This window comes from Nitrospira sp. (genome assembly GCA_016788885.1).
In the GTDB taxonomy this organism is placed as follows: Bacteria; Nitrospirota; Nitrospiria; order Nitrospirales; family Nitrospiraceae; genus Nitrospira_A.
Window position 1 is genome coordinate 218,123 of the sequence record JAEURX010000052.1, and the last position, 21,476, is coordinate 239,598.

The window sequence follows — 21,476 nt, forward strand, 5'->3', positions numbered from 1 at the left end:
AACAGTGAGAGGTGGAGGATGAACGAATGGACGTGCTGAAGAACGCGGTTGAGTATGGGATCATCGGCCTATTAATCGCCTTGAGCGTCTGGTCGGTCGCGGTCGCGGTCGAGCGATGGCTCTACTATCGACGGGTAGATCTGGCACAATTTGCAGACGTTCAAACGTTTGAAATGGCACTGACCAAGCGGCTCGTCATCATCGGTACCGTCGCCGCAAATGCCCCGTATATCGGCTTGCTGGGCACGGTCCTAGGAATCATGATGACGTTTCATACCATGGGCACCTCCGGAACGATGGCCGTGAACACGATTATGATCGGCCTGAGCCTGGCCCTGAAGGCTACGGCCGTCGGTCTCCTGGTGGCAATTCCCTGTGTCGTTATGAACAATATTCTTCGCCGACGCGTCGCTGAACTGCTGACGACCTATAAGGTGCATCATGGAACGCGAAGTTAATCAGATCAACGTCATCCCGCTGGTCGATGTCATGCTGGTGCTGCTCGTCATCGTGCTGACGACCGCCACCTTCATCAGTACGGGTCAAATTCCCGTAAACCTTGCAAAAGCCAAGGAGGCCGGGGATCATAAAGATGTTCCCGTCGTGGTCACGTTGACCGCCAACGGAGATTTGTTTCTCAATGATCGTCCCGTCCCGGCGGATGGTCTGAAGAGCATGCTGCTGGTCCATCCGAAGGAATCCCTGGTTGTCGTGCGCGCGGACAAAGTCACCCTGCTCGAACGTTTCGTCTCAGTTGTCGATGAAATCCGTGGCCTGGGATTCCAATCTGTCAGCCTCGAGGTCGTTCGCCTGTGACGGCTTTCCATCCCGGCACGCCGGATCCGTTCATCCGTATGCGTCTAAGCGGCTGGATCATTTCGCTCTGCCTGCATGGCGCAGCCGTCATTTTGGCAGCATTCCTCGCCGCCAGAATCGGACTAACCCCGCCTTCATCGTCGTTCCGTTGGGACGTGACAGTCGTCGCCTCAGCACCCGCTACGCCATCAGCAACGACCGACAAGCCACAGGTTGCTGCCACACCATCGCGGATAGCAGAACGGAGGACGCTCGGAACACCGCACCGCGCCACCCCCGCTGACTCATCACGTTCGACGAAATCGGTCCTGACCTCGCAGAGCACCGTCCATGAACCGCAGACTTCGGTTCCGGTTGCCCCATCGCCGCCCCAAAATAGTGAACTGACGTCTCAACCTCCCATGATACCTCCTGCTCCCGAGCCCCTGGAATCACTCCGTGAGCAGCCGGCCTCGGAACAATCTCTTCCATCAGCAGTTGAACCTCCGGCAGAAGCTCACGAACACCACACATCTTCACCTTCTCCGAGCAAAGACAGCGAGACGATCGCACAACCACCGTCGTCACAACACGTTCTCCAGCAAACGCCTGAAGAGACGCCAGCTCCTATTTCAACCGCAGCCCTTGCCCCATCAACAAGCACCACGCCGGTGACTCGAAAGCCCGACTACGGTTGGCTTTCGGGCGTCCTATTGCCGCGCATTGAAGCGCTGAAGCAGTATCCCATCGATGCGCGACTCAAACATGCTGAGGGACGAGTGGTTGTACGAATTGTCATTCAGGAAGATGGACAAATCCTGTCCGCAACGATCGCCAAGAGTTCTGGGCATGACATTCTCGATCAGGCAGCCCTTGAGACCATTCGAAAAGCTTCACCCATCATGCTGACTCAGCCTCTAGAGAAATCGCAGATCACAATACAAGTGCCCCTCAGCTATCAATTAGGACGATAATATCGGTTGATGGTGAGGAGCAGCTGTTAGGTCGGCCACATTGGAGCTATTCGTGCCCCCCATGAATCTTGACTCGTTCTTTGAGATATGACGAGACCCAAACGTTTCCATCACGATCAACGATGACTGCACCAACCCCCGGCAGACGCTCGATCAGCGCTAACCCTCGTTCTCGCCCCATCACAAAAATTCCAGTGTCCAATCCATCCGCCATCGTCCCGTCTCTTGCTATAACCGTCACGCTTTGACAATCCTGTGCCGGGCGTAACGTCGCCGGATCGAGAATATGATGGTATCGGACTCCATCCCGTTCAAAATACCGCTCATAGTCACCGGCCGTGGAAATCGCTTCATCCTGGAGATCAACAGATGCCAACAGGGCATCTTCTCGTCGTGGATGCCGAATGCCAAACACAAATGTTTCGTGCCCTGGAAGTCGACCAAATGTCTTAATGTCGCCCGAGAGGGCAACGACTCCGGCTGTTGCTCCTGCCTTTCGCATCGCTGCGACAGCCATGTCCGCAGCGTATCCTTTGCCGATGCCCCCCACATCAACGCGCATGCCGGGTTTTGCGAGATAACCGGTACTGGGGGCGACATCGAGATGAAGCTCTCGCAGATCCAGAAGTGGACGAACCGCTTGCAACATCTCATCCGAGGGCACCTGTTGCCGATCTAAGACGCTCCACGCCTCAACAGCAGGCCCCACGAGGATGTTGAACCCTCCTTCGGTCAGACGAGCCATCTCGATCGATGTCTGCAAGATATGCATCGTTTCAGGACTGATCGTAACTGGCCCTTTCCCCGCTGCGGCATTCATTTGAGACAGTTCGCTGGTTGCAATCCATGTACTGAGCAAATCTTCCAACCGATGAATCTCTTGAAACCCTGCCGTTGCTGCCTCTTGCGCACTTTGACGGTCCGGTGCCACCGAGGTAATTGTTACGAGCGTGCCCATTTGCATTTGCGTCCGCTTCACGACGACAGGACTAGACACGACCTCGTTACTTGCGCATCCCCAACTAAGCGAGAACGCAACAATCAGGTGAGGCATGGCTGTGAGACAGCCCCGTAGCCGGACAAAGCAGCCTCTACCAGAGATGGCGCTGAAAATACCTCGGGTAGCGAGGGTATGGGAGGACTTCATAGAGTCGGGTCTCCGTTTCTGCGGGCGAAGGAATGAGTGTGGATAAGATTTCGCTTCCAAGGGTAGGATACCGCATTCGAATGGTCTGCTCGACTTCCTGTCGCGTGTCGTCTTCGGCCACCATTGATACAAGAACCATGCGTCCATACCGCGGCGAATCTACTCCGAAACGCCAGGTGCCAACAAAGATCATTGATGTCTCGCCTATGCAGAAGGAAGACGAGAGCTGAGCGATCGACCTAAATGGTCCTTCACTGATTTGCACACGAGTAATTTCATAATGTCCAGCCGGAAGGAAAAGCACAAATGTCTTGTCGCCGGTCTCGAGTATTGCACTGTAACGCTCTCCCGTTTGCCGATGCATGAACTCCAACCAACGCACCTCCGGCTCAAACCGTCTACCCCGATCTCCGGTAATCAACGCCATCGCTCGACCTGAAACCAGAATCATCGGAGGTCCGACCGAGAGAGGGGGGACTGAAGCCTCTCTCACACACCCCACCAGGGCGAGGAGGCAAATCATGCTGCAATTCAACCTCAAGATGACAAGGAATCGCAGTGACTGCTTCATTGCGCAATTAAGGTAACCGAACATACGGGTGCGCGCAATTATTGTCCAGCAGCGCCTCCAATCTGCCCTTGACATTCTCTCGCTGATCGGGATATTAATAATCGTTCTCAATTTCGCCGACGCAATAATCGCTCGCTATGACGTCTACCAATTCTCCGATACCCTCTTTGTGCCAGGACAGCGAAACACGCTGTGAGTGCGGCCAACTGATCGCCAAAGTTCGTGGACAGGGGCTGGAGCTCAAATGCAAGCGATGCAAACGCATTGTGGTCATCCCATTCACCTCAATTGAAGGGTGGGGCACGGTGCCGGCATGATTCAATTCACGAAAGGAGGCCTCCGCACCGGAAAGCATTCAAGGCTTCAGTCACCCCCTCAGACTTTCATCACAGACCAGAGACCGTTGAGTCCCGAGTCATTCCATAACTTTACTCGCGGATGGAGGATACCCATGAAGATCCGGGCAATCCTCGGGGCTCTCGTCTTGGCCAGTCTGTCGGCAATGCCGGCGTTGGCGGAAAACCTGACCCCGGAGGAGATCAAGCAGTTGGTTGACGAAGCTGTTGAAAAGCGTTTACGGGAGCACGAGCGCCGCGAAGGAGTGTCTGAGCGTAAAGAAGGCTTGACCACTCCTGGCAATGAGCCAGGAATAGGGTCACTTCCGGAGGTCGGAAAAGAACGCCGCTCCGACACGCAACCCGCCCTGTCATTCGGATCGACTGGGTCCGGTCGTCTCGTCTATGCCAAACCATTCGTTTCGGCCCCGAAGGCCATTGTGGGCGGCTATATGGACATTCAGTATCGTTCCCACAATAAAGGCGTTTTGGAAACGGGCGGTTTTGGTAGCGGAACCACGAATGGATTCGATCAACAACGCTTTGTCCCATTTATCTATGCCGATATTACGGAGCATGTAAAATTTGCGTCAGAAATTGAGATCGAGCACGGCATTCGGGAAACCAGTGACAATGAAATCAGCCTGGAATTTGCTCATATTGACTATTTAGTGCACGAACCGTTTAACCTCAGAGCGGGCATCTTGCTCATTCCCATCGGCAAGTTCAACCTGCTACACGATTCACCACTCAACGACTTGACGGACCGTCCACTTGTGAGTCAACTGATTATCCCTTCCACGATGGCCGAGACCGGAGTCGGATTCTATGGCACTCTCTATCCAGGTCGCACCAGTAAGCTGGATTATGAGTTTTACGTCACCACCGGTCCTTGTGGATATAACCAGGATGGCTCTCCACGAGTCAGCGAGGAGAATGGGACTCGCAACTCCCGTCAGCGGAAATGTGCTTCCGATGATGGCCTGGACATTAACAATGGGAAAGCGGTTTCAGGTCGCGTCGCATTCAGCCCGATGTTGGGTGTGGAAGTCGCCGGATCGAGCTACTACGGCAATCAATCATCCACCAGCTACAACCCATTGAGCATCACGGCAATTGACTGGACCCTACAGAAGGGACCGTTTGAAATCCTCGGTGAGGCCGCGTGGGCCTACTCCAGAGGAAACTCCCGTGCCATTCAAGGGGCTACCTTCGCCACGCCCGGCACATTTCTGACGGGTATCAACACATTAAATTCCTTCGCAGGGCCACCGCAACGGATGCAGGGGTTCTATATTCAAGGCAACTACCACTTCATGCCGGCGTTCCTGACGAAACTCTCACCTAAGCGGTTTGGTGAGGGTTCAACCTTTACGGCTGTTGTCCGTTATGATCGCGTGAATTTAAACCGCGACAACCGCGGGGAAAACCAGGGCGAATTGGAACAAATTTCCTTTGGTCTGAATTATCGGCCGGTTGAAGACGCGGTCTTCAAGATTAGCTACCAATATATGCCAAAGTCCTTTAACCCGAACACGGGAGAGCGGATTCACGATAGTGCCGTTGTGATCTCAGCGGCGACATATTTCTAAACCGGTCTCAGATGCCCCCTCTCCGCAAGGAGGGGGCATCTGAACTCAGGAAGGTGCCAGTTAACGTGTCGATTTCACATATTGCCATATCAGCCATTTTGCTCCTTACGACCGGCTGCGCCGCCCTAAGCGGAAGCCGGGAGCAATATTATGTCTGCTCCTATGACAGGGTCTGGGATGCCGCGCTCGACGTCATGAAGGGGCAGTCTATCGCGACTTCCGACAAAGGTGCAGGACTGATCGAAACTGCATGGATGGACGTTGAACCCATTACGGAACGCTCGTTCGGACTCTTTTCCCGTGAAGGATTCGGGAATAAAGAACGTGCACGCGTAAGCGTTGCAGTCAAACGGATGAACGAGGTGGCTTCAGTCAGCGTATTGGAAACTAGACAGCGATGGCATTCGCGAGGGGGAGTGACTTCACAAGCCACAAAATGGTGGCCAGCAGACCCATCGGAAGCCACAACGAATGAGATTGTAGATCGAGTCAATGCCAAACTGAAAGAACAAGGATGTCTGCCCACATGAGAACTCATCTGCTTGTCTGTTCATTGATGCTACTCTGGTCACTCTCCCCCATTCCTGCGTCGGCAGAACGCGTGTGGGACAGTGAACTGAAGCGTTATTTAACGGAACAAGAAATGACGATGGCAGAAGTGTTTCTGACCGAAGAAGAAGCCCTTAAACTTATGTTCCCCAAATCAGCACGGGTCAGGAAAGAAGCACTCAACCTTCCACCGGACAAGAAGGCAGTCATCGAAAGTCGCATTGGCTGGAACTTTCCGGAGGAGTCGTTCGAAGTCTATGTCGGCGAGACCGGCACGCACATTGATGGGTATGCGTTGGTCCAAAACACGATCGGCAAACACAAACCCATGACGTATATGGTTGGCGTAGACGCGCAAGGCCTGGTCTCCAATGTCGAATTACTCGTTTTTCGCGAGGCGCGCGGCAGTGAGGTACGCACCAAACGGTTTAACGTCCAGTATGAAGGCAAATCCGTACTCGATCCGGTCCGAATCAACAAAGACATTATCAACATCAGCGGCGCCACGATGTCTGTCCGCTCTATGACCGCAGGCATTAAACGAGTGTTGGTGTTGGTGGACGAGTTCTACCTGAAACCGCAAGGGCTTGGCAGCGACACGGTGACTGCCCAAAAGACCGAGAAGGGTTTCTTTAAGTCGATTTTCGGGAACTGATTCCAGCAGACATGCGCAATTTCAACACCCGGTTTCGCCTCCGCGATTCGGATCGTCACATCAGGCTGGTCTACACATTCTTTCTCTTGTTGATGCTCGCCGGCTTTACGTTTTCATTTTTCTGGGCACACAGTATGACAGGCTTGTCCCCGCAGGGAATTGCTGACCATTACCGTGGGTCCAACGCAACATTCGGCGAACCGATGTCTTTCCGTGAACTGGCTGAAATTACCCACTTCCACCTATTCACGATGCCCGTTGTGTTTATGATCCTCGTTCATGTCCTCTACTTAACGAACGCCAGCAACCGACTGAAAATTGTCACGACTTGGGTTTCCTTCGGAGGGGTTATCCTGGACCTCATATCCCCGTGGTTGATCAGTTATGTTTCTCCTGCCTTCGTATTGACTATGCTGACAGGCGATACGTTTATGACGGCAGGATTCTTGGTCATGTTTGTTATCCCGCTCCATGAAATGTGGATTCTGAAACAACCGTTGATGGCAGGCAAACGTGGGGAGCACGGATGACTTAGCATCGCACACCTGCTACGCGCGTTACGTGCGGCCCGAGGTATTCAGCCCAGAGCCCAAGATCATTCCACATGGTCTTGGGCTCTGACATTTTGGAGGACTCTCATGCACCGTTCGACCCTACCGATACCTACCATGACTCGGTCTCATCAAGGCCTCAGTCGCCAACTCTCAGCCCTGAATGCCCTACAACTTCCCCATGAGTCGCTCGAGGCCGTCCGGGTACTGCAACTCCGGCGTCTGGCACGACAGATTGAAACCGTCGTTCCTGGACACTTCGGGCACGGAGAGCGCACGGCGCATTACGCGCTGTTGTTGGCCGAGCGCCTCGGACTGACCAAGGAACAGCGCCTCGAATTACACTATGCGGCATTGCTGCATGACATCGGACTCTTGATGATGCCGGAACACCTGCTCGGCACAACAGCCCCCCATACGCTGAACGACTATGCCTTGATCCAAAGCCATCCCCGGGAAGGTGCCGCCCTCCTGAGTCCCTATCCATTCCTCCAAGAGCCGGCACGACTGATCGCCCATCATCATGAGCGTTGGGATGGGGCTGGATATCCCTATGGACTTCGCGGCGTCTATATTCCTGCCGGCTCCAGAATACTTGCACTTGCAGACGTGTTCGATACTATCGCCTCGCGCTCAACCTCATGGCAAACGGCCCTCCGCGCCTTACACGCCTCTGCAGGCTCCCAATTTGACCCCGAGCTCTGTGCCACCTTTTGCAACGTATTGTACGACCAGGCTCGTCGCCCGCAGTCTGACGAAAGAGAATCCTCCAATCCAGCACCTGGACTGGCCTCAGATGCACCATTACCCACCCACAGCGATCTGAAATAATCAGCGCGCACGAGAAAGGAGATGTCACATGTCGGCCAAACCCTCCCACCTGCCGTTTTCCATTGACCGTCTGCACACTCTCGCTTCAGAGCTCCGAAGCCAGTCGCCCGAATGGGCCGATCGATTGGAACACGTCAAAACGGAGCATGAACTGCGTAACCTGGTCTGTGAGCTATTCAACCTTTCCCACACGCTCATCTCCCACGAAGAATCTCCGCCCACCGTCCACACGCTTCCCACACGCATTGCCGCATTCATCCGGGACAATCTCCACCAGGGAATGAGTCTCAAGGTGCTGGCGAACTTCCTAGGCTACTCAGAGAAGTACTGTTCCGATTTGTTTGCGCGGATTATGGGTGAGCCTTTTTCGACCTACCTGCGTCGATACAGAGTCGAGCGCGGCAGCACGTTGCTTCGAAGCAGCGGTCAGACGCTGGCCGAGATTGCGGCAAGCTTGGGATTCAGCGATCAATTCGCCTTTAGCCATTTCTTCAAACGAGCGACTGGCCAGTCCCCGCTGGAGTTACGGATGCTCCACATCCGGCGGCACGCACGCCAAGAGCATCGCTCGCTCCGATACTCGCCCTCCAATAACTCCGCATAGCTCGTACCAGAGCATAGGCGATTAGAACCGTTCACAAGCCGAGAGTCACAAACGGGCATGCCGCTTTCACATTTCGAAATATCGGAGAGAAGCAGCGCGTGCGTGCGCTGAACGTTGGAAAGAATTGACACGAGCAAACCGGGAGGGAGGGAGGCCGGTCGACACTTCCCGTTCGAGAAATGCCGACCGGCGTTCATGACACGTCTAGCCTATGACTTGGCAGAACTGATCTGTTCAGCCAAGTACCGCTCCAGCCCCACCTGCGAGATCGTCCGGAGCTGGGTCTCAAACCACTCGATATGCTCCTCTGTATCGACGATCATTTCCTCGAGCCGATGTCGCGTGGTGAAATCCCCGACCTTGACACAATGCGCGATCCCGCCTCGCAACACATCCGCATCCTCACGCTCAAACGTAAGGTCAGCTTCAAGCAACTCCGTCACCTTCTTGCCCGCGACTACAGCATCCAAGCGGTCCATCTCAGGCGCTCCGCCCAAATAGAGAATATGATCGATTAGACCGGAAGAGTGACTCACTTCCTCCTGAGCCAAGTGGCTAAAATGCTCGTGGAGCCGACCATACCCCCAGTGCTTGCAGAGAGCCGCGTGCACTAGATACTGATGCACCGCCGTCAGCTCACTGACCAAGACCTTATTCAAAATATCGAGGACTCCCTCTTTCGCTTTCATGCCTTCCCCCATCACCACGCCGATTCGGCGCTACGTTAGCTATCCTTCTTGATCTGCTCAGCAAGATAATTCTCGACACCGATCTGCTTGACAGTTTCCATCTGCGTTTCAATCCAATCGATGTGGGCATCCACATCTTTGGCCATTTCCTCAAGCATATGTCTCGTCGTAAAATCACTCACCTTCGCACAATGAGCGACCCCCTCACTCAATAGCACCAGCATTTCCTGTTCGGCTTTGAGATCAAGCTTCAACTGCTCGGGGACAGTCTCCCCAATGTGCACGGTATTCATCCGCTGCACATTGGGCACCCCTTCCAGATACAGAATGTGACTGATCAGCTCGTCGGCGTCCTTCATCTCATCAATACTGCGCTCTCTCACCTTGTGGTGAAGTCGTTCATAGCCCCAATTCGCACACATCTTCGCATGCACGAAATACTGGTTGATCGCCGTGAGGTCTGCCGTCAACACTTTATTCAGCAGCTCGATGACCCCCTGTTTCGCTTTCATATGTCCCTCCCTCCGGCCGTGAGAGCCTCCTCAATCCTGATTCTGATGGACCCTGTCGCTCCATCCACGCTGACCTTATTGTATACCTTACTTAGAGATTCTCGAAAGCCTTGTCAACCAGAGAGATACGTAGTTTTGAGGGCGGTTCTCAACATCGTCGAGAACGCTTCTCATTCCTTTCATCAGATTCTTACGGCGAATGGACCATAGAGGAAAATCACGGAGCGGGTTGACGCGATGGGATCGAAGAAAGCAGGAGTGATTCGACATACGAAGCCAGGACGACCGGCAAGCGCGGTTATCCCGCTTCGCGATACCCGCACTCTTCGTTGCGACACTGCACGGATCGGCCGGCCTGCTTGCTGACCTTTTCAATGAGAAAGGGGGCATTGCACGTGGGGCAGGGCTTATTGATGGGACGATCCCAGAGCGCGAACTCACATTCCGGGTAACGGCCACAGGAATAAAAGTTTCGTCCTTTTTTCGTGCGCTTCTGAACGAGATCTCCACCGCAACCTGGCTGAGGACACTTCACTCCGAGTGCGATCGCTTTAGTGGTCTTGCATTCCGGATAGGCGGAACAGGCGAGGAACTTGCCGAAGCGCCCGGATTTGACGACCATGGGACTCGAGCACTTTTCACATTTTTCGTCTGTCGTTTCTTCCAACTTAGGAACGATCTTGATGGTTCCATCCGGCAGTCGTTCAAAATTTTGCGTGTTCTTGCAGGGAGGATCTTCTTTGTACGCAGGACAAGCGAGAAACTTGCCGTTCCTTCCCCACTTGATCTCCATCATGCGGCCGCACTTTTCGCACGGTAGGTTCGTCGGGGGCTCAACGATGTCCTTCGGTCCGGGAATACTCTGCGCCAGCTCCATTTCTTTCACGAACGGCGTATAGAATTCCCGCACCGCCGAAACCCAGGGCTTCGTACCCTCCTCAACCTCGTCGAGCTGCTCCTCCATATGAGACGTGAAGTCGGTATCGAGGAGGTCCGGAAATCCCTTCAACAAAAAGTCATTCACCGTCCGCCCGGTTTCAGTCGGCAGAAACCGTCCCTCCAGTTTCTCAACATACTTCCGGTCCTGAATCGTCGAGATAATCGCGGCATAAGTCGACGGACGTCCAATGCCCTTCTCCTCCAGTTCACGGATCAACAGCGCCTCGTTGTATCGCGGGGGCGGCTGCGTAAAGTGCTGCTTGGATACCAACCCCGGCACTGTGTGGCCCTCCTGGGTCACGAGCTGCAAGGACTCCCCTTCACTCAGCGCAGGTAGTTGGCGATCTGATTCCTCTTCGCCTTCCTGCTCATTCTTGGGCTTCTGTGACGGGAGGACCGCATCGGTTCCCTCGAGATACACCGCCGTATGCCCGGGGAACTTCACGACTGTCCCGGTCGTGCGAAACACATAGCGATCGGAGGTTCCAACAGGCGTCGAATCCACCCGGGTGACGTCCAAAATGGCAGGCACCATCTGCGACGCGATAAAGCGATTCCAAATCAGCTTATACAGGTTGTATTGATCGTGCTCCAGATACTGCTTGATGGATTCAGGGTCGCGAGCCGCGACGGTTGGGCGGATCGCTTCATGAGCTTCTTGCGCAGCTTTTTGCGTCTTGTAGACATTAGGCGAAGCCGGGAGATACTCCACTCCGAACCGCTCACGAATCACCGTCCTGGCCTCCTCGGTCGCCTCCTGCGAGATTCTCGGGGAGTCCGTGCGCATATAGGTGATGAGTCCGGCCGGACCTTCTGCGCCGATTTCCACCCCTTCATATAACTGCTGTGCCAGCGTCATGGTCTTCTTGGGTGTGAAATGCAGTTTCCTGGCGGCTTCCTGCTGAAGCCGGCTGGTAATGAACGGAGCCACGGGGTTCCGCTTCTTTTCCTTCCGCTCGATTGAGTGAACGACGAAGCCTTTCCCCTGGACGGCTTGGAGAATATGCTCAGCATGCTCCTGGGTACCGATATCCGCGTCCTGGCCATTGATGGAGTGTAATTTCGCTTCGAAGGCTGGGGGATTGACTCCGCTCAACAGCGCCACGATAGACCAGTATTCCTCTGCCCGGAACGCTTCGCGTTCCTTCTCCCGGTCGCAGATGAGCCGCACGGCCACCGACTGGACGCGCCCCATGCTGAGACCGCGACGCACCTTTTTCCACAACAACTGACTCCCTTGATACCCGACAATGCGATCGAGCACCCGGCGGGCCTGTTGCGCCTGCACCAGTTTAATATCGATTTCGCCCGGCGACTTCAGCGCCCGCTTGATCGCTGACTCCGTGATCTCGTTGAACAAGACGCGAAAGACTTTGCCGTCTTTTTTCTTCCCCTTGCCGTGTAATTCCTGAGCAATATGCCAGGCAATGGCTTCCCCTTCTCGATCAGGGTCCGGCGCAAGAAACACCGTGTCCACTTCCTGAGCCTTTTTCTTGATATCCGCGAGAACCTTGGACTTCCCCTTGATCGTGACGTACTGGGGCTCAAAATCGTTCTCGAGATCGACTCCCAACTTGCTGGTGGGCAGATCTTTGACGTGTCCGACGGATGCCATCACGGAGTAGCCGCGGCCAAGATATTTGGTGATCGTACGCGCTTTGGTCGGCGACTCAACAATGATCAGAGATTTGGCCATGTCGATCCAGGTTCCTCACTACTCACTCACGGCAGCCTACCACACCCACTATAACAAATCTCGACGTCTTGTCAGCTCTAATCTCTCAACGGGTCTCGCTTGAGAGCCGTACATACTCATTGCCGGGCAATTGCCGAATGCAATTTTTCAATTCCAACGAGAGCAAGAGCGCCGAGACATGAGCGGCAGGCAGTCCGCTTCGCCGAATGACCTCATCGATCGACTGCGGCAGGACCGACACAGCATCATACACATGCGCCTCGTCCGCGCCTAACTCAAGGCTTCGCCGATTGTGTCCCGCACCCCGCGCACTCAGCTGCTCACGGAATGGGACATCCAGTTGCGGCAGCAATTCCTCGAGAATATCCTGCGCCGACTCGACCAACCTCGCACCATCCTTGAGCAGACTATTCGGACCTCGGCTATTCTCCGCGTTGACAAAGCCCGGCACCGCAAACACTTCGCGCCCCTGCTCGCCGGCCAATCGTGCAGTAATGAGTGACCCGCTCTGCACGGCGGCCTCCGTCACCACGACACCCAATGACAGTCCGCTGATGATCCGATTGCGGCGGGGAAAGTGATAACTGTGCGGCGCGGCCCCCAACGGCAGTTCGGACAGCACCGCACCCTGCTGCGCAATCGACTCGCGCAACTGCCGGTGATCGGCCGGATACGTACGGTCCAGGCCGCAGCCCATCACCGCAACCGTCCGCCCCTGTCCAGACAGAGCCCCGCGGTGCGCGGCCGCATCCACTCCGCGAGCTAATCCGCTGACGATCGTAAATCCCAGCGCTGCCAGCTCACACGCCAACGCCTCCGCAAATGCCCGGCCCGCCGGACTCACTTTCCGCGTCCCGACAATGGCCACGGCGCGCCGGTCGGTCTCCACTAACGTACCTTGAACATAGAGCAACGGTGGCGGGTCCGGAATCCCCTTCAGCGGCACGGGATACTGTGAGTCCAGATAGGTCAGTACCGTGATCCGTCGCCGCTGCAACTGATCCAACTCACCGTCCAGTTGCTTGACTGCCGCTGAAGCAGGCCCACGGCGGATCGCCTCGGCCAGTTGTGGCCGGCATCCGACCTCTTCCAAATCGGCCTGCGTGGCCGAGAATACTGCGTCCGGAGACCCGAAGGCCTGCACCAGCTTGAGCAGAATCGCGTCTCCCACTCCGGGAATCGCGCGAAGCATCAGCCAGGGTCGGAGAGACTGACTATTCACCATCGTCCAATCTCTTGTCGCATGACCGGAACGATCCAAGAATCGTTGTGCTGGGGAATGCCGGTGCAGTTGGGGGATGTCCGATCAGAATTGGCCGCGGCAAGCGATGAGTCGTGCTATATCACGACCAAGTCGAACTGCTCCAGGTGCAACCGCTCGTCCGGAGTCACCAGAATCTTGGCGCTATACCGTCGCTCAAGATCTTCGACTCCTGACTGCTCCTGCTCCTGTAACAGCAAGGCGACAGCGGGATGCGCGCCAACCACCACACGCTGTTGTTCGATTTCATGACCGAGTCGTCGCACTTCTCGGAAAATTTCGTACGCTACCGACATGGGAGACTTGGTGTACCCGCGTCCATCGCAGTAGTGACAGGGCTCCGACAGGGACCGGAGCAAATCCTCCCGCACACGCTCGCGGGAAATTTCAATCAATCCGAGATCTGAGACTCGTGAAATTCTAGTGCGCGCCTTGTCCGACGACATGGCATCCACCAACGCGTGGTAGACCTTGTCGCGATTCTTCTCGCGTTCCATATCGATGAAATCGACGATGATGATCCCGCCGATCCCTCGCAGCTTGACCTGGTAGGCGATCTCTCGCGCCGCTTCCAAATTGTTCCGCAGAATGGTTTCTTCTTGATCCCGTTTACCGACGAAGCGACCGGTGTTCACATCAATGACCGTCATGGCTTCGGTGTGATCGATGACCAGATAGCCACCGGACTTGAGCCACACTTTTCGACTCATGGCACGGGCAATCTCCTGTTCTACCCCCAAGTAGTCGAAGAGGCTCTCTTCCTTGTCGTAAAAATGGATGCGTGAGGTTTGTTCGGGAGAGAACCGCTGCACGAAGCCCTTGATCGCGTTGTATTCCTCCCGCGAATCGATCAACAATCGGTCGACCCGCCGACCGAACAGATCACGCACCACGCGGAAGCTCAAACTCAAATCGCTATGCAGCAGACTGGGAGCCGGCTGCTGATCACGTTTCGTCAGGATGTCCTGCCACAAGACATGCAGAAACTCGACGTCGGAGCGCAACTCTTCTTCTTTGACCCCTTCGCTGACCGTCCGGACGATATAGCCGTAACCCGGCCGACGCGCCCGCTTCATGATCTCTTTCAGGCGCGCCCGCTCTTCATCACGGGGAATCCGCCTGGACACGCCGATATGCTCCACCGTCGGCATAAACACCAGGTAGCGGCCCGGCAACGACACATACGTCGTCACACGCGACCCCTTTGTCCCGATCGGCCCCTTGGAAATCTGGACCACGACCTCCTGCCCTTCCGACAACAACTCCTCGATGGGCTTGGAGCTTTGTCGCTTGGGCTTGGGCACCTCAGAATCTTTATTGTCTTCGTCATCACCTTCCACGAGCGTGTCGCCCTGTTCGACATCCATGGACAGGTCGGACACATGCATGAACGCCGCTTTCTCCAGCCCGATATCGATGAACGCCGCCTGCATACCTGGCAACACTTTGGCTACCCGCCCCTTGTAAATGTTGCCGACGTAGTCCTGGTCCTTGGCGCGATCACCATACAAATCCGTCACTACGCCGTTGTCCAACACCGCCACACGGGTTTCTTCCCGCGCGATACTGATTGCGATCTCCACACCCATACACGCTCCTTTAACCCCAGATCGGTCGGATCGGCAGACGCACGCGGACGGATGTCCGGGTTCTTTCGTCTCGCCGATGGTCCGGCGCCCATCTGGTTCACATGGTTATTTCACAACAAGTCGGCCCCTGTCCAGGCATGGCCTAGTAAAACAGGGTCAGCCGACGTCGCTTCACATTCAATAACAAACCCAATGACGCCATGGTCATGATGGTCGCGCTCCCCCCATAACTCACCAGTGGAAGCGGAATCCCGACGATGGGAAACATCCCCGCAGTCATGCCGATATTGACCACCACGCAAAAGCACAGCATGGCGACAATACCCGCCGCGAGCAACGCCCCGAGCGTATCCTTCGCACGCGCGGCAATTTCCAATGACACCCATATTAGCGCGATAAACAGGGCCAGCAGGACCAGCACGCCGACAAACCCCCATTCCTCCGCATAGACGGCAAACACAAAATCGGTATGGCCTTCTGGCAGGAACTTCAGCTGACTTTGGGTGCCGCCGTACAGGCCCTTCCCGGACAATTCCCCTGAGCCGATAGCTATTCTCGATTGCAGCGCATGGTAGCCCTTGCCGCCCGGATCATAATCCGGATCCACAAAGGCCATGACCCGTTCTCGCTGGTAGTCGTGGAGTGAGGCCCAAACCATCTCCCAGACAAACGGAAACAACATGACCGAGAGCAACAGAATAATTCCCAAGGCTTTGGAACGGACGCCGACCATTAGCAGCATCGCCGCATAGACCGCTAAAAAGCTCAAGCCACTCCCCAAATCCGGCTGCTTGAGAATCAGGAGAAGCCCCGGCAGTACGATCAGACCAGGCAAGACCACCCGATGCAACCAGCCGACTCGAGGTGCCCGGGAGTAATAGTTGGCCAACACCAGCACCAGCACCAATTTGGCAAATTCCGACGGTTGAAACGCGAACGGGCCGATCGGAATCCAGCGCTGTGCCCCGCGGCTCGATTTCCCCATGAACAACACGATCGCGAGCATGATTAGAATGACCGCATAGGTCGGATACGCCAAGCGCGCAATCTTGTGATAATCGGATAGGTACATCACCAGAAACGCGACGGTCCCTAGGAGAATCCAGACGAGCTGTTTGAGATAAAAGGGGAAGGCGGTGTCCTGAGAATGCGTCACGCTGTAAATCGACAGCACCCCGACCGACAGGATGACGGCGATCAGCCCCATGAAGCGAAGATCGAAACTATCCAACCCTCGGCTGTCGATCACCCGATCAATCATCACAAGTTCGGCCGCGCATCAACCGGTCCAGCAGGTGACTTGGCTCGCCCGCTCGCCGGAACTCCCTGAAGCATCTGGGGATAGGCTTTCACATAGGCTTCAATGACATCCTTGGCCAGGGGCGCGGCAGCCGATCCACCATGCCCCATGTGCTCGGCCAGAACCGCCACAGCGATACGCGGCGACTCAACCGGGGCGAACGCGACAAACCAGGCGTGATCCCGAAATTTCTTCGGGATGTCTTTTTCCGGTCCGGTACGCAGCGCCGCCGTCTGAGCCGTTCCGGTTTTTCCGCCGATCGTCACCAGGGGAGACTTGGCCCGTGTCGCAGTTCCTTTGGTCACCACGTCGGCCAAGGCTGATTTGATCAGCGCAAGGGTCGCCGGCTTGACCGCTACTTTCCCTCGAATCGTCGGTGGAAACTCGGCCCGATCTCCAGTCGTACGGTTCATCACCGCCTGTACCAGGCGCGGCTTGATCGACACGCCGTCGTTCGCCACCGTCCCGATCACGCTGGCCATCTGCAGCGGCGTCACGGTGACATATCCCTGTCCGATGGCGGCAGAAATGGTTTCGCCCGGGTACCAGGGCTGATTGCGCGCCTTCTGCTTCCACGCCGTGGACGGCACAATGCCCACGCGTTCCGACGGCAACTCGACGCCGGTTTCCTGCCCGAGTCCGAACTGCTTCGCATATTCGGCAATCGTATCGATCCCCATGCGCTGACCGACGGTATAAAAATAGACGTCACAGGAGTGGATCAACGCCTCGTTCAAATCCACCGATCCATGACCGCCCTGCTTCCAGTCATGAAATAGCCGATTACCGAATTGATAGCCGCCGTTACAACGCACCATCGTCGAGGGCGTCACCGTGTTGGATTCGAGCGCAGCCGCCGCCATCACGACTTTAAAGGTCGATCCCGGAGGATATTGTCCTTGCGTGGCGCGATTGTTCAACGGACGACGCTCGTTCTGAACGATCTCGACCCATTGCTTATTCGTCAATTCTTTCGACAACACGTTGGGATCGAATCCGGGACGGCTGGCCATGGCCAAAATATCGCCGTTCGTAGGGTCAAGCGCGACGATGGCGCCGGATTCCTCGCCCAACAGATCCTCGGCTGTCTTCTGAAGACGGGCATCGATGGTGAGATACAGGTCATCCCCCGCTACCGGCTTGTCCGACACGATGGCGCGTTTCTCATGGCCTAAGGCATCGACCTCGACACTTTTCTGCCCCGCGCGCCCGCGCACCTGGCGATCGAACCACTTTTCGACTCCATATTGTCCGACGATGCTGCCTTGATGAAGATCGGCGAAATCGGGTTTTTCCAATTGATCGGCCGATACTTCTCCGACATAGCCCAACAGATGCGCCGCCACAGCTCCGGCAGGATAGTTCCGCTGGGACTCGACTTGGATCATCACGCCCGGCAAATCCAGCCGGTGAGATTCGATCAGTGTCGCCTCGCGCAAGGTCAGCCGATCTTTGATCTTGCGAGGCTGTAATTTGCCTCCCTTGCCGGTCGACAGCTTCTTCTGAATCAGTTCGGGCTCAAGGCTGAGCAGCGAGGCTAATTGTGCCACCAGTGCTCCGCGATCCTTCACATCTTCCAAGGTCACGTACAGGGCGAAACTCGGAACATTGTTGGCCAGCAGAATGCCGTTCCGGTCGAAAATTAGTCCGCGCGCCGGCTCCAGCACCACGGAACGCGTTCGGTTGTTCTCGGAGAGATCCCTGTAGTATGGACCCTCTCGAATCTGCAGGTGCCATAGACGTAAGGCGAGCAGGCCCACCACCAACAGGAGGCCCACGCGCAGAATGACCAATCTCCGCTGAAGATCCAGGAGTTCGGAATCGTTGAATCCTGCCGTTGCCATGCTCGCCTACTCGTCCCTGACTCCACGAAGGAGATCGGGCCTGATTTAGAGGGCCCCTTCCGTCACCATACGATCATCAGACCAGCGTTCCCGGAACAAGAGGTACAGTCCAGCTCCGATGCCAGCGTCGAGCCCTGCTTGCACCAGAATCGTCGAGCGCACCCCCAGCCACACTTCATCTAAGCCGGCAGGATTCATCGAATAGAGAAACACCGCACTCGACAGGCAGGAAATAATCGCCAATCCCGCCGTCATGACGGCCGGCGTAATATGCGCCATGTGGCGTCCGGCCAATCCGGCGAGGAAGCCGCTTCCGCCTTTCGTGACCACGTTGATCCACAGATCCCCCGCAGACAACATGTCTTGAAAGCAGCCCAGGATGAGACCGAGGATTAGCCCATCGAGTTCGCCGCCGAGAAACCCCACGAGGCAGGCGGCCACCAATCCCAGGTCAGGACGTACGCCAAACACACTGAGGTAATGCAGCAACGTGGTCTGAAAGGGGACGACGACCAACGCCAGGAGGAGGTACAGGAGAAACTTCATGGTTTCTTTCGATCCCCATGAATTTCCTGCAGCAGCTTCTGTGCCGCCTCGGCATCATCATAGGGGGCCGTGATGATGAGCACTTCGTCCAACTTGGAGAGATCGACTTCCGGCTCGATCTCGGCCGACTGAAACAGGTCTCCCTCTGACTTTTCGACCTGGGTCAATCCTCCAATGGCCAACCCACGGGGAAATGCGCCCGTCAACCCGGATGTAACCACTCGATCGCCGGCCTGCACTCGCGACAAAAGCGGAATATATTTCAGCCGTGCGCGCCCGTTGCTGGTGCCTTCAACGATGCCTTCGTCACGAGTCCGCTGCACCACGCCGGCAATGGCGTTGTTGGGATCGGTCACGAGCAAGACGACAGACGACGTCGAATTGGTTTTGACGATGCGCCCGACAACCCCGGCTGGAGTCACCACACCCATTTCGGTCCGCACCCCGTCGCTTTCACCTTTGTTGAGAATCATGCCACGGTACCAGTTCGTGGCATCACGACCGATGACCTGCGCAGCCAGCGTTTGCGAGGGCGATTGCTGTTTGAAGTTCAGCAGCGACTCATACCGCTGCGCCGCCACGACGGACTCTCGCAATTGATTGTTCTGCCCCTTGAGCAATTCGATATCGCGCCGGAGCTGGCGGTTTTCTTCATGCACAGTCTGCAGGGCGACGTAGCCGTTCCAAGTTTCGGAAATCCCATGATCCACAGAGGAAAACGCGGCGAGCGGCAGGCTGAGAACCTGCCCCAGCGGGCCACCGACGTACTGCAACAACCGCTGGCTTTGGCTAGGAAGCAGAAAAAGGGCGACAAGCAGGCAGGCGAACAAGACGATGGCGAGACGCCGGGTGCCGTATGTAGAGCGCGATATAGCCATCCACACTCGGGATGGAGGTCATCGAGAGGTACTGCACTGCGACATAACTGATACCTTGCGCAGGAGGTCCAACTCGTCGAGAATCTTCCCCACGCCCAAGACCACCGAGGTCAGCGGGTCGTCGACCGTAATGATCGGAAGATTGGTCTCTTCACGAAACCGAGTGTCCATTCCCTTCAGCAAAGATCCGCCGCCAGTCAGCACGATACCGCGATCGATGATGTCTCCGGCCAATTCAGGCGGTGTATTTTCAAGCGCCACCTTGATGGCATTAACGATGGTTCCAATGGGTTCCTGCAAGGCTTCCCTGACCTCAGCATCATCCACCACCAACGTGCGGGGAATACCGGAGATCAGATCGCGCCCCTTGATCATCATGGTCTTGCGCTCCTCGAAGGGATAGGCCGACCCGATCTCAAACTTGATCCGTTCGGCCATATGCTCTCCGATGAGCAGATTATATTTCTTCTTGATGTAGTTCATGATGGCGTCATCCATCCGGTCGCCGGCCACCTTGACCGACTCGCTGTAGACGATGCCACCCAACGAGATCACCGCGATGTCCGTCGTGCCGCCGCCGATATCCACCACCATGTTTCCCGATGGCTCGGTAATCGGCAACCCCGCGCCAATGGCCGCCGCCACCGGCTCTTCGATCAAATAGACCTCGCGGGCACCCGCGAGTTCGGCGGAATCCCGGACCGCACGTTGCTCGACCTGGGTAATCCGGGACGGCACGCCGATGATGATGCGGGGCCGCACGAACGCCGTACGATTGTGCGCCTTTTGAATGAAGTGACTCAACATCGCCTCGGCCTTTTCGAAATCGGCGATGACCCCTTCCTTCATCGGGCGCACGGCAATGATATTACCGGGCGTACGCCCCAGCATCCGTTTCGCATCGGCGCCGACGGCCATCACGCGTTCCGTCTTCTTTTCCACGGCGACCACGGAGGGCTCGTTCAACACGATACCCTTTCCCTGGACGTACACGAGAGTCGTCGCCGTCCCCAAATCGATCGCCAGATCGTTGGAGAACCACCCGAACATATCACTCATGAAGCCCACGAGAACTCTCCCTTCGCACGATTCCTGCGCTCAGCAGTGTCGACGCGCTCAATCCGACACATCCAACTGTCCGCTCTCCAGTACCTGCGTCTTGGCGATGTCATCACCCAATCGACGCCCCTGCTCATTCCCAATGACCAACAACCCTTCCAACGACAGCACCGCGCCCCAGCCAATCCAACCCACATACGGAATTTCAAACGCCAACTGGGCAAGCCCGCAGGGCAGATTGCGAATGATCGACTCCCGGAAGCCCGCCGGATCCCGTGTTCGTGGGACAATGGTTTGAAGTCCGATGAGCCGCTTCCCGACACTGCGACCACCACCAAATCCGTCGGCCAGCAGGATGTAGGCAAGTCCGGCAAGAACACCGATCGGAGGGACTAATTTGCTCGCCGCCGCCACGATCAGGAGATCGATCGTTTTGGCGATGAAGCGATTCAGCACCTGGGCCTTGGGATAGACACCCAGTTCCACCGGGCTGTGCCCGATTGCCTCCTCCGCCACCGGAAATCTCCCAATTCTTCGACACTATAACAAATCTCTCGGA

General features: G+C 56.1%; 19 protein-coding genes and 1 pseudogene. 8 read left to right on the forward strand and 12 right to left on the reverse strand.

Annotation, left to right across the window (positions count from 1 at the left end):
- The first annotated feature begins 26 nt into the window (after nucleotides 1–26).
- The 3 genes from exbB (at nucleotide 27) to JNL86_14755 (ending at nucleotide 1,769) form a co-directional block, all read left to right on the forward strand.
- Nucleotides 27–458, forward strand: coding sequence for a TonB-system energizer ExbB (exbB, locus tag JNL86_14745; protein MBL8044171.1), 432 nt, complete (start codon nucleotides 27–29; stop codon nucleotides 456–458).
- Nucleotides 442–816: a biopolymer transporter ExbD gene (locus JNL86_14750; protein ID MBL8044172.1), complete on the forward strand. Its 375-nt coding sequence runs from the start codon at nucleotides 442–444 to the stop codon at nucleotides 814–816. Before exbB ends, JNL86_14750 begins: the two co-directional genes overlap by 17 nt.
- Before the next feature lie 650 nt (nucleotides 817–1,466).
- A complete protein-coding gene (locus JNL86_14755) occupies nucleotides 1,467–1,769 on the forward strand; it encodes an energy transducer TonB (protein ID MBL8044173.1) in 303 nt (100 codons plus the stop codon).
- 46 nt (nucleotides 1,770–1,815) lie between these two features.
- On the opposite strand, the pseudogene JNL86_14760 reads toward JNL86_14755, so the two are convergent.
- Nucleotides 1,816–2,763: pseudogene (locus JNL86_14760) on the reverse strand (FAD:protein FMN transferase).
- Nucleotides 2,764–3,938: 1,175 nt separating this feature from the next.
- Between JNL86_14760 and JNL86_14765 the strand changes: the two are divergent.
- From JNL86_14765 to JNL86_14785, 5 genes are all read left to right on the forward strand, one after another.
- Entirely contained in the window at nucleotides 3,939–5,414 is a 1,476-nt protein-coding gene (locus tag JNL86_14765; protein ID MBL8044174.1) for a hypothetical protein, read from the forward strand.
- A 526-nt stretch (nucleotides 5,415–5,940) separates the two neighbouring features.
- Entirely contained in the window at nucleotides 5,941–6,618 is a 678-nt protein-coding gene (locus tag JNL86_14770) for an FMN-binding protein (protein MBL8044175.1), read from the forward strand.
- An 11-nt stretch (nucleotides 6,619–6,629) separates the two neighbouring features.
- Nucleotides 6,630–7,148: a hypothetical protein gene (locus tag JNL86_14775; GenBank protein MBL8044176.1), complete on the forward strand. Its 519-nt coding sequence runs from the start codon at nucleotides 6,630–6,632 to the stop codon at nucleotides 7,146–7,148.
- Between the two features lie 138 nt (nucleotides 7,149–7,286).
- Nucleotides 7,287–8,000: an HD domain-containing protein gene (locus JNL86_14780; protein ID MBL8044177.1), complete on the forward strand. Its 714-nt coding sequence runs from the start codon at nucleotides 7,287–7,289 to the stop codon at nucleotides 7,998–8,000.
- Nucleotides 8,001–8,028: 28 nt separating this feature from the next.
- Nucleotides 8,029–8,604 carry a helix-turn-helix transcriptional regulator gene (locus JNL86_14785; protein MBL8044178.1) on the forward strand — a complete coding sequence of 192 codons (576 nt, stop codon included), beginning with the start codon at nucleotides 8,029–8,031 and terminating at the stop codon, nucleotides 8,602–8,604.
- 209 nt (nucleotides 8,605–8,813) lie between these two features.
- On the opposite strand, the gene bfr (JNL86_14790) is transcribed toward JNL86_14785, so the two are convergent.
- The 11 genes from bfr (JNL86_14790) to JNL86_14840 all read right to left on the reverse strand — a co-directional run bounded on the left by bfr (JNL86_14790) (nucleotide 8,814) and on the right by JNL86_14840 (nucleotide 21,433).
- Entirely contained in the window at nucleotides 8,814–9,293 is a 480-nt protein-coding gene (gene bfr, locus JNL86_14790; GenBank protein MBL8044179.1) for a bacterioferritin, read from the reverse strand.
- Nucleotides 9,294–9,328: 35 nt separating this feature from the next.
- A complete protein-coding gene (gene bfr, locus JNL86_14795; GenBank protein ID MBL8044180.1) occupies nucleotides 9,329–9,805 on the reverse strand; it encodes a bacterioferritin in 477 nt (158 codons plus the stop codon).
- A gap of 298 nt (nucleotides 9,806–10,103) precedes the next feature.
- Nucleotides 10,104–12,440: a type I DNA topoisomerase gene (topA, locus tag JNL86_14800; protein MBL8044181.1), complete on the reverse strand. Its 2,337-nt coding sequence runs from the start codon at nucleotides 12,438–12,440 to the stop codon at nucleotides 10,104–10,106.
- 85 nt (nucleotides 12,441–12,525) lie between these two features.
- On the reverse strand, nucleotides 12,526–13,662 hold the full coding sequence (gene dprA / locus JNL86_14805; GenBank protein MBL8044182.1) for a DNA-protecting protein DprA: 1,137 nt from the start codon (nucleotides 13,660–13,662) through the stop codon (nucleotides 12,526–12,528).
- 116 nt (nucleotides 13,663–13,778) lie between these two features.
- Nucleotides 13,779–15,290: an Rne/Rng family ribonuclease gene (locus JNL86_14810; GenBank protein MBL8044183.1), complete on the reverse strand. Its 1,512-nt coding sequence runs from the start codon at nucleotides 15,288–15,290 to the stop codon at nucleotides 13,779–13,781.
- Between the two features lie 142 nt (nucleotides 15,291–15,432).
- The gene (rodA, locus tag JNL86_14815) at nucleotides 15,433–16,551 is read right to left on the reverse strand and encodes a rod shape-determining protein RodA (GenBank protein ID MBL8044184.1); all 1,119 of its coding nucleotides are present in this window, start codon (nucleotides 16,549–16,551) and stop codon (nucleotides 15,433–15,435) included.
- Complete coding sequence (mrdA, locus tag JNL86_14820) at nucleotides 16,551–18,434, reverse strand: penicillin-binding protein 2 (protein ID MBL8044185.1); 1,884 nt, start codon at nucleotides 18,432–18,434, stop codon at nucleotides 16,551–16,553. The genes rodA and mrdA overlap by 1 nt, the downstream gene beginning before the upstream one ends.
- A 45-nt stretch (nucleotides 18,435–18,479) precedes the next feature.
- A complete protein-coding gene (locus JNL86_14825; GenBank protein ID MBL8044186.1) occupies nucleotides 18,480–18,980 on the reverse strand; it encodes a hypothetical protein in 501 nt (166 codons plus the stop codon).
- Nucleotides 18,977–19,858 carry a rod shape-determining protein MreC gene (gene mreC / locus JNL86_14830; protein MBL8044187.1) on the reverse strand — a complete coding sequence of 294 codons (882 nt, stop codon included), beginning with the start codon at nucleotides 19,856–19,858 and terminating at the stop codon, nucleotides 18,977–18,979. The genes JNL86_14825 and mreC overlap by 4 nt, the downstream gene beginning before the upstream one ends.
- 18 nt (nucleotides 19,859–19,876) lie before the next feature.
- Nucleotides 19,877–20,908, reverse strand: coding sequence for a rod shape-determining protein (locus tag JNL86_14835; protein ID MBL8044188.1), 1,032 nt, complete (start codon nucleotides 20,906–20,908; stop codon nucleotides 19,877–19,879).
- 66 nt (nucleotides 20,909–20,974) lie between these two features.
- Nucleotides 20,975–21,433, reverse strand: a complete 459-nt coding sequence (locus JNL86_14840; protein MBL8044189.1) for an RDD family protein — start codon at nucleotides 21,431–21,433, stop codon at nucleotides 20,975–20,977.
- Between the last annotated feature and the right edge of the window lie 43 nt (nucleotides 21,434–21,476).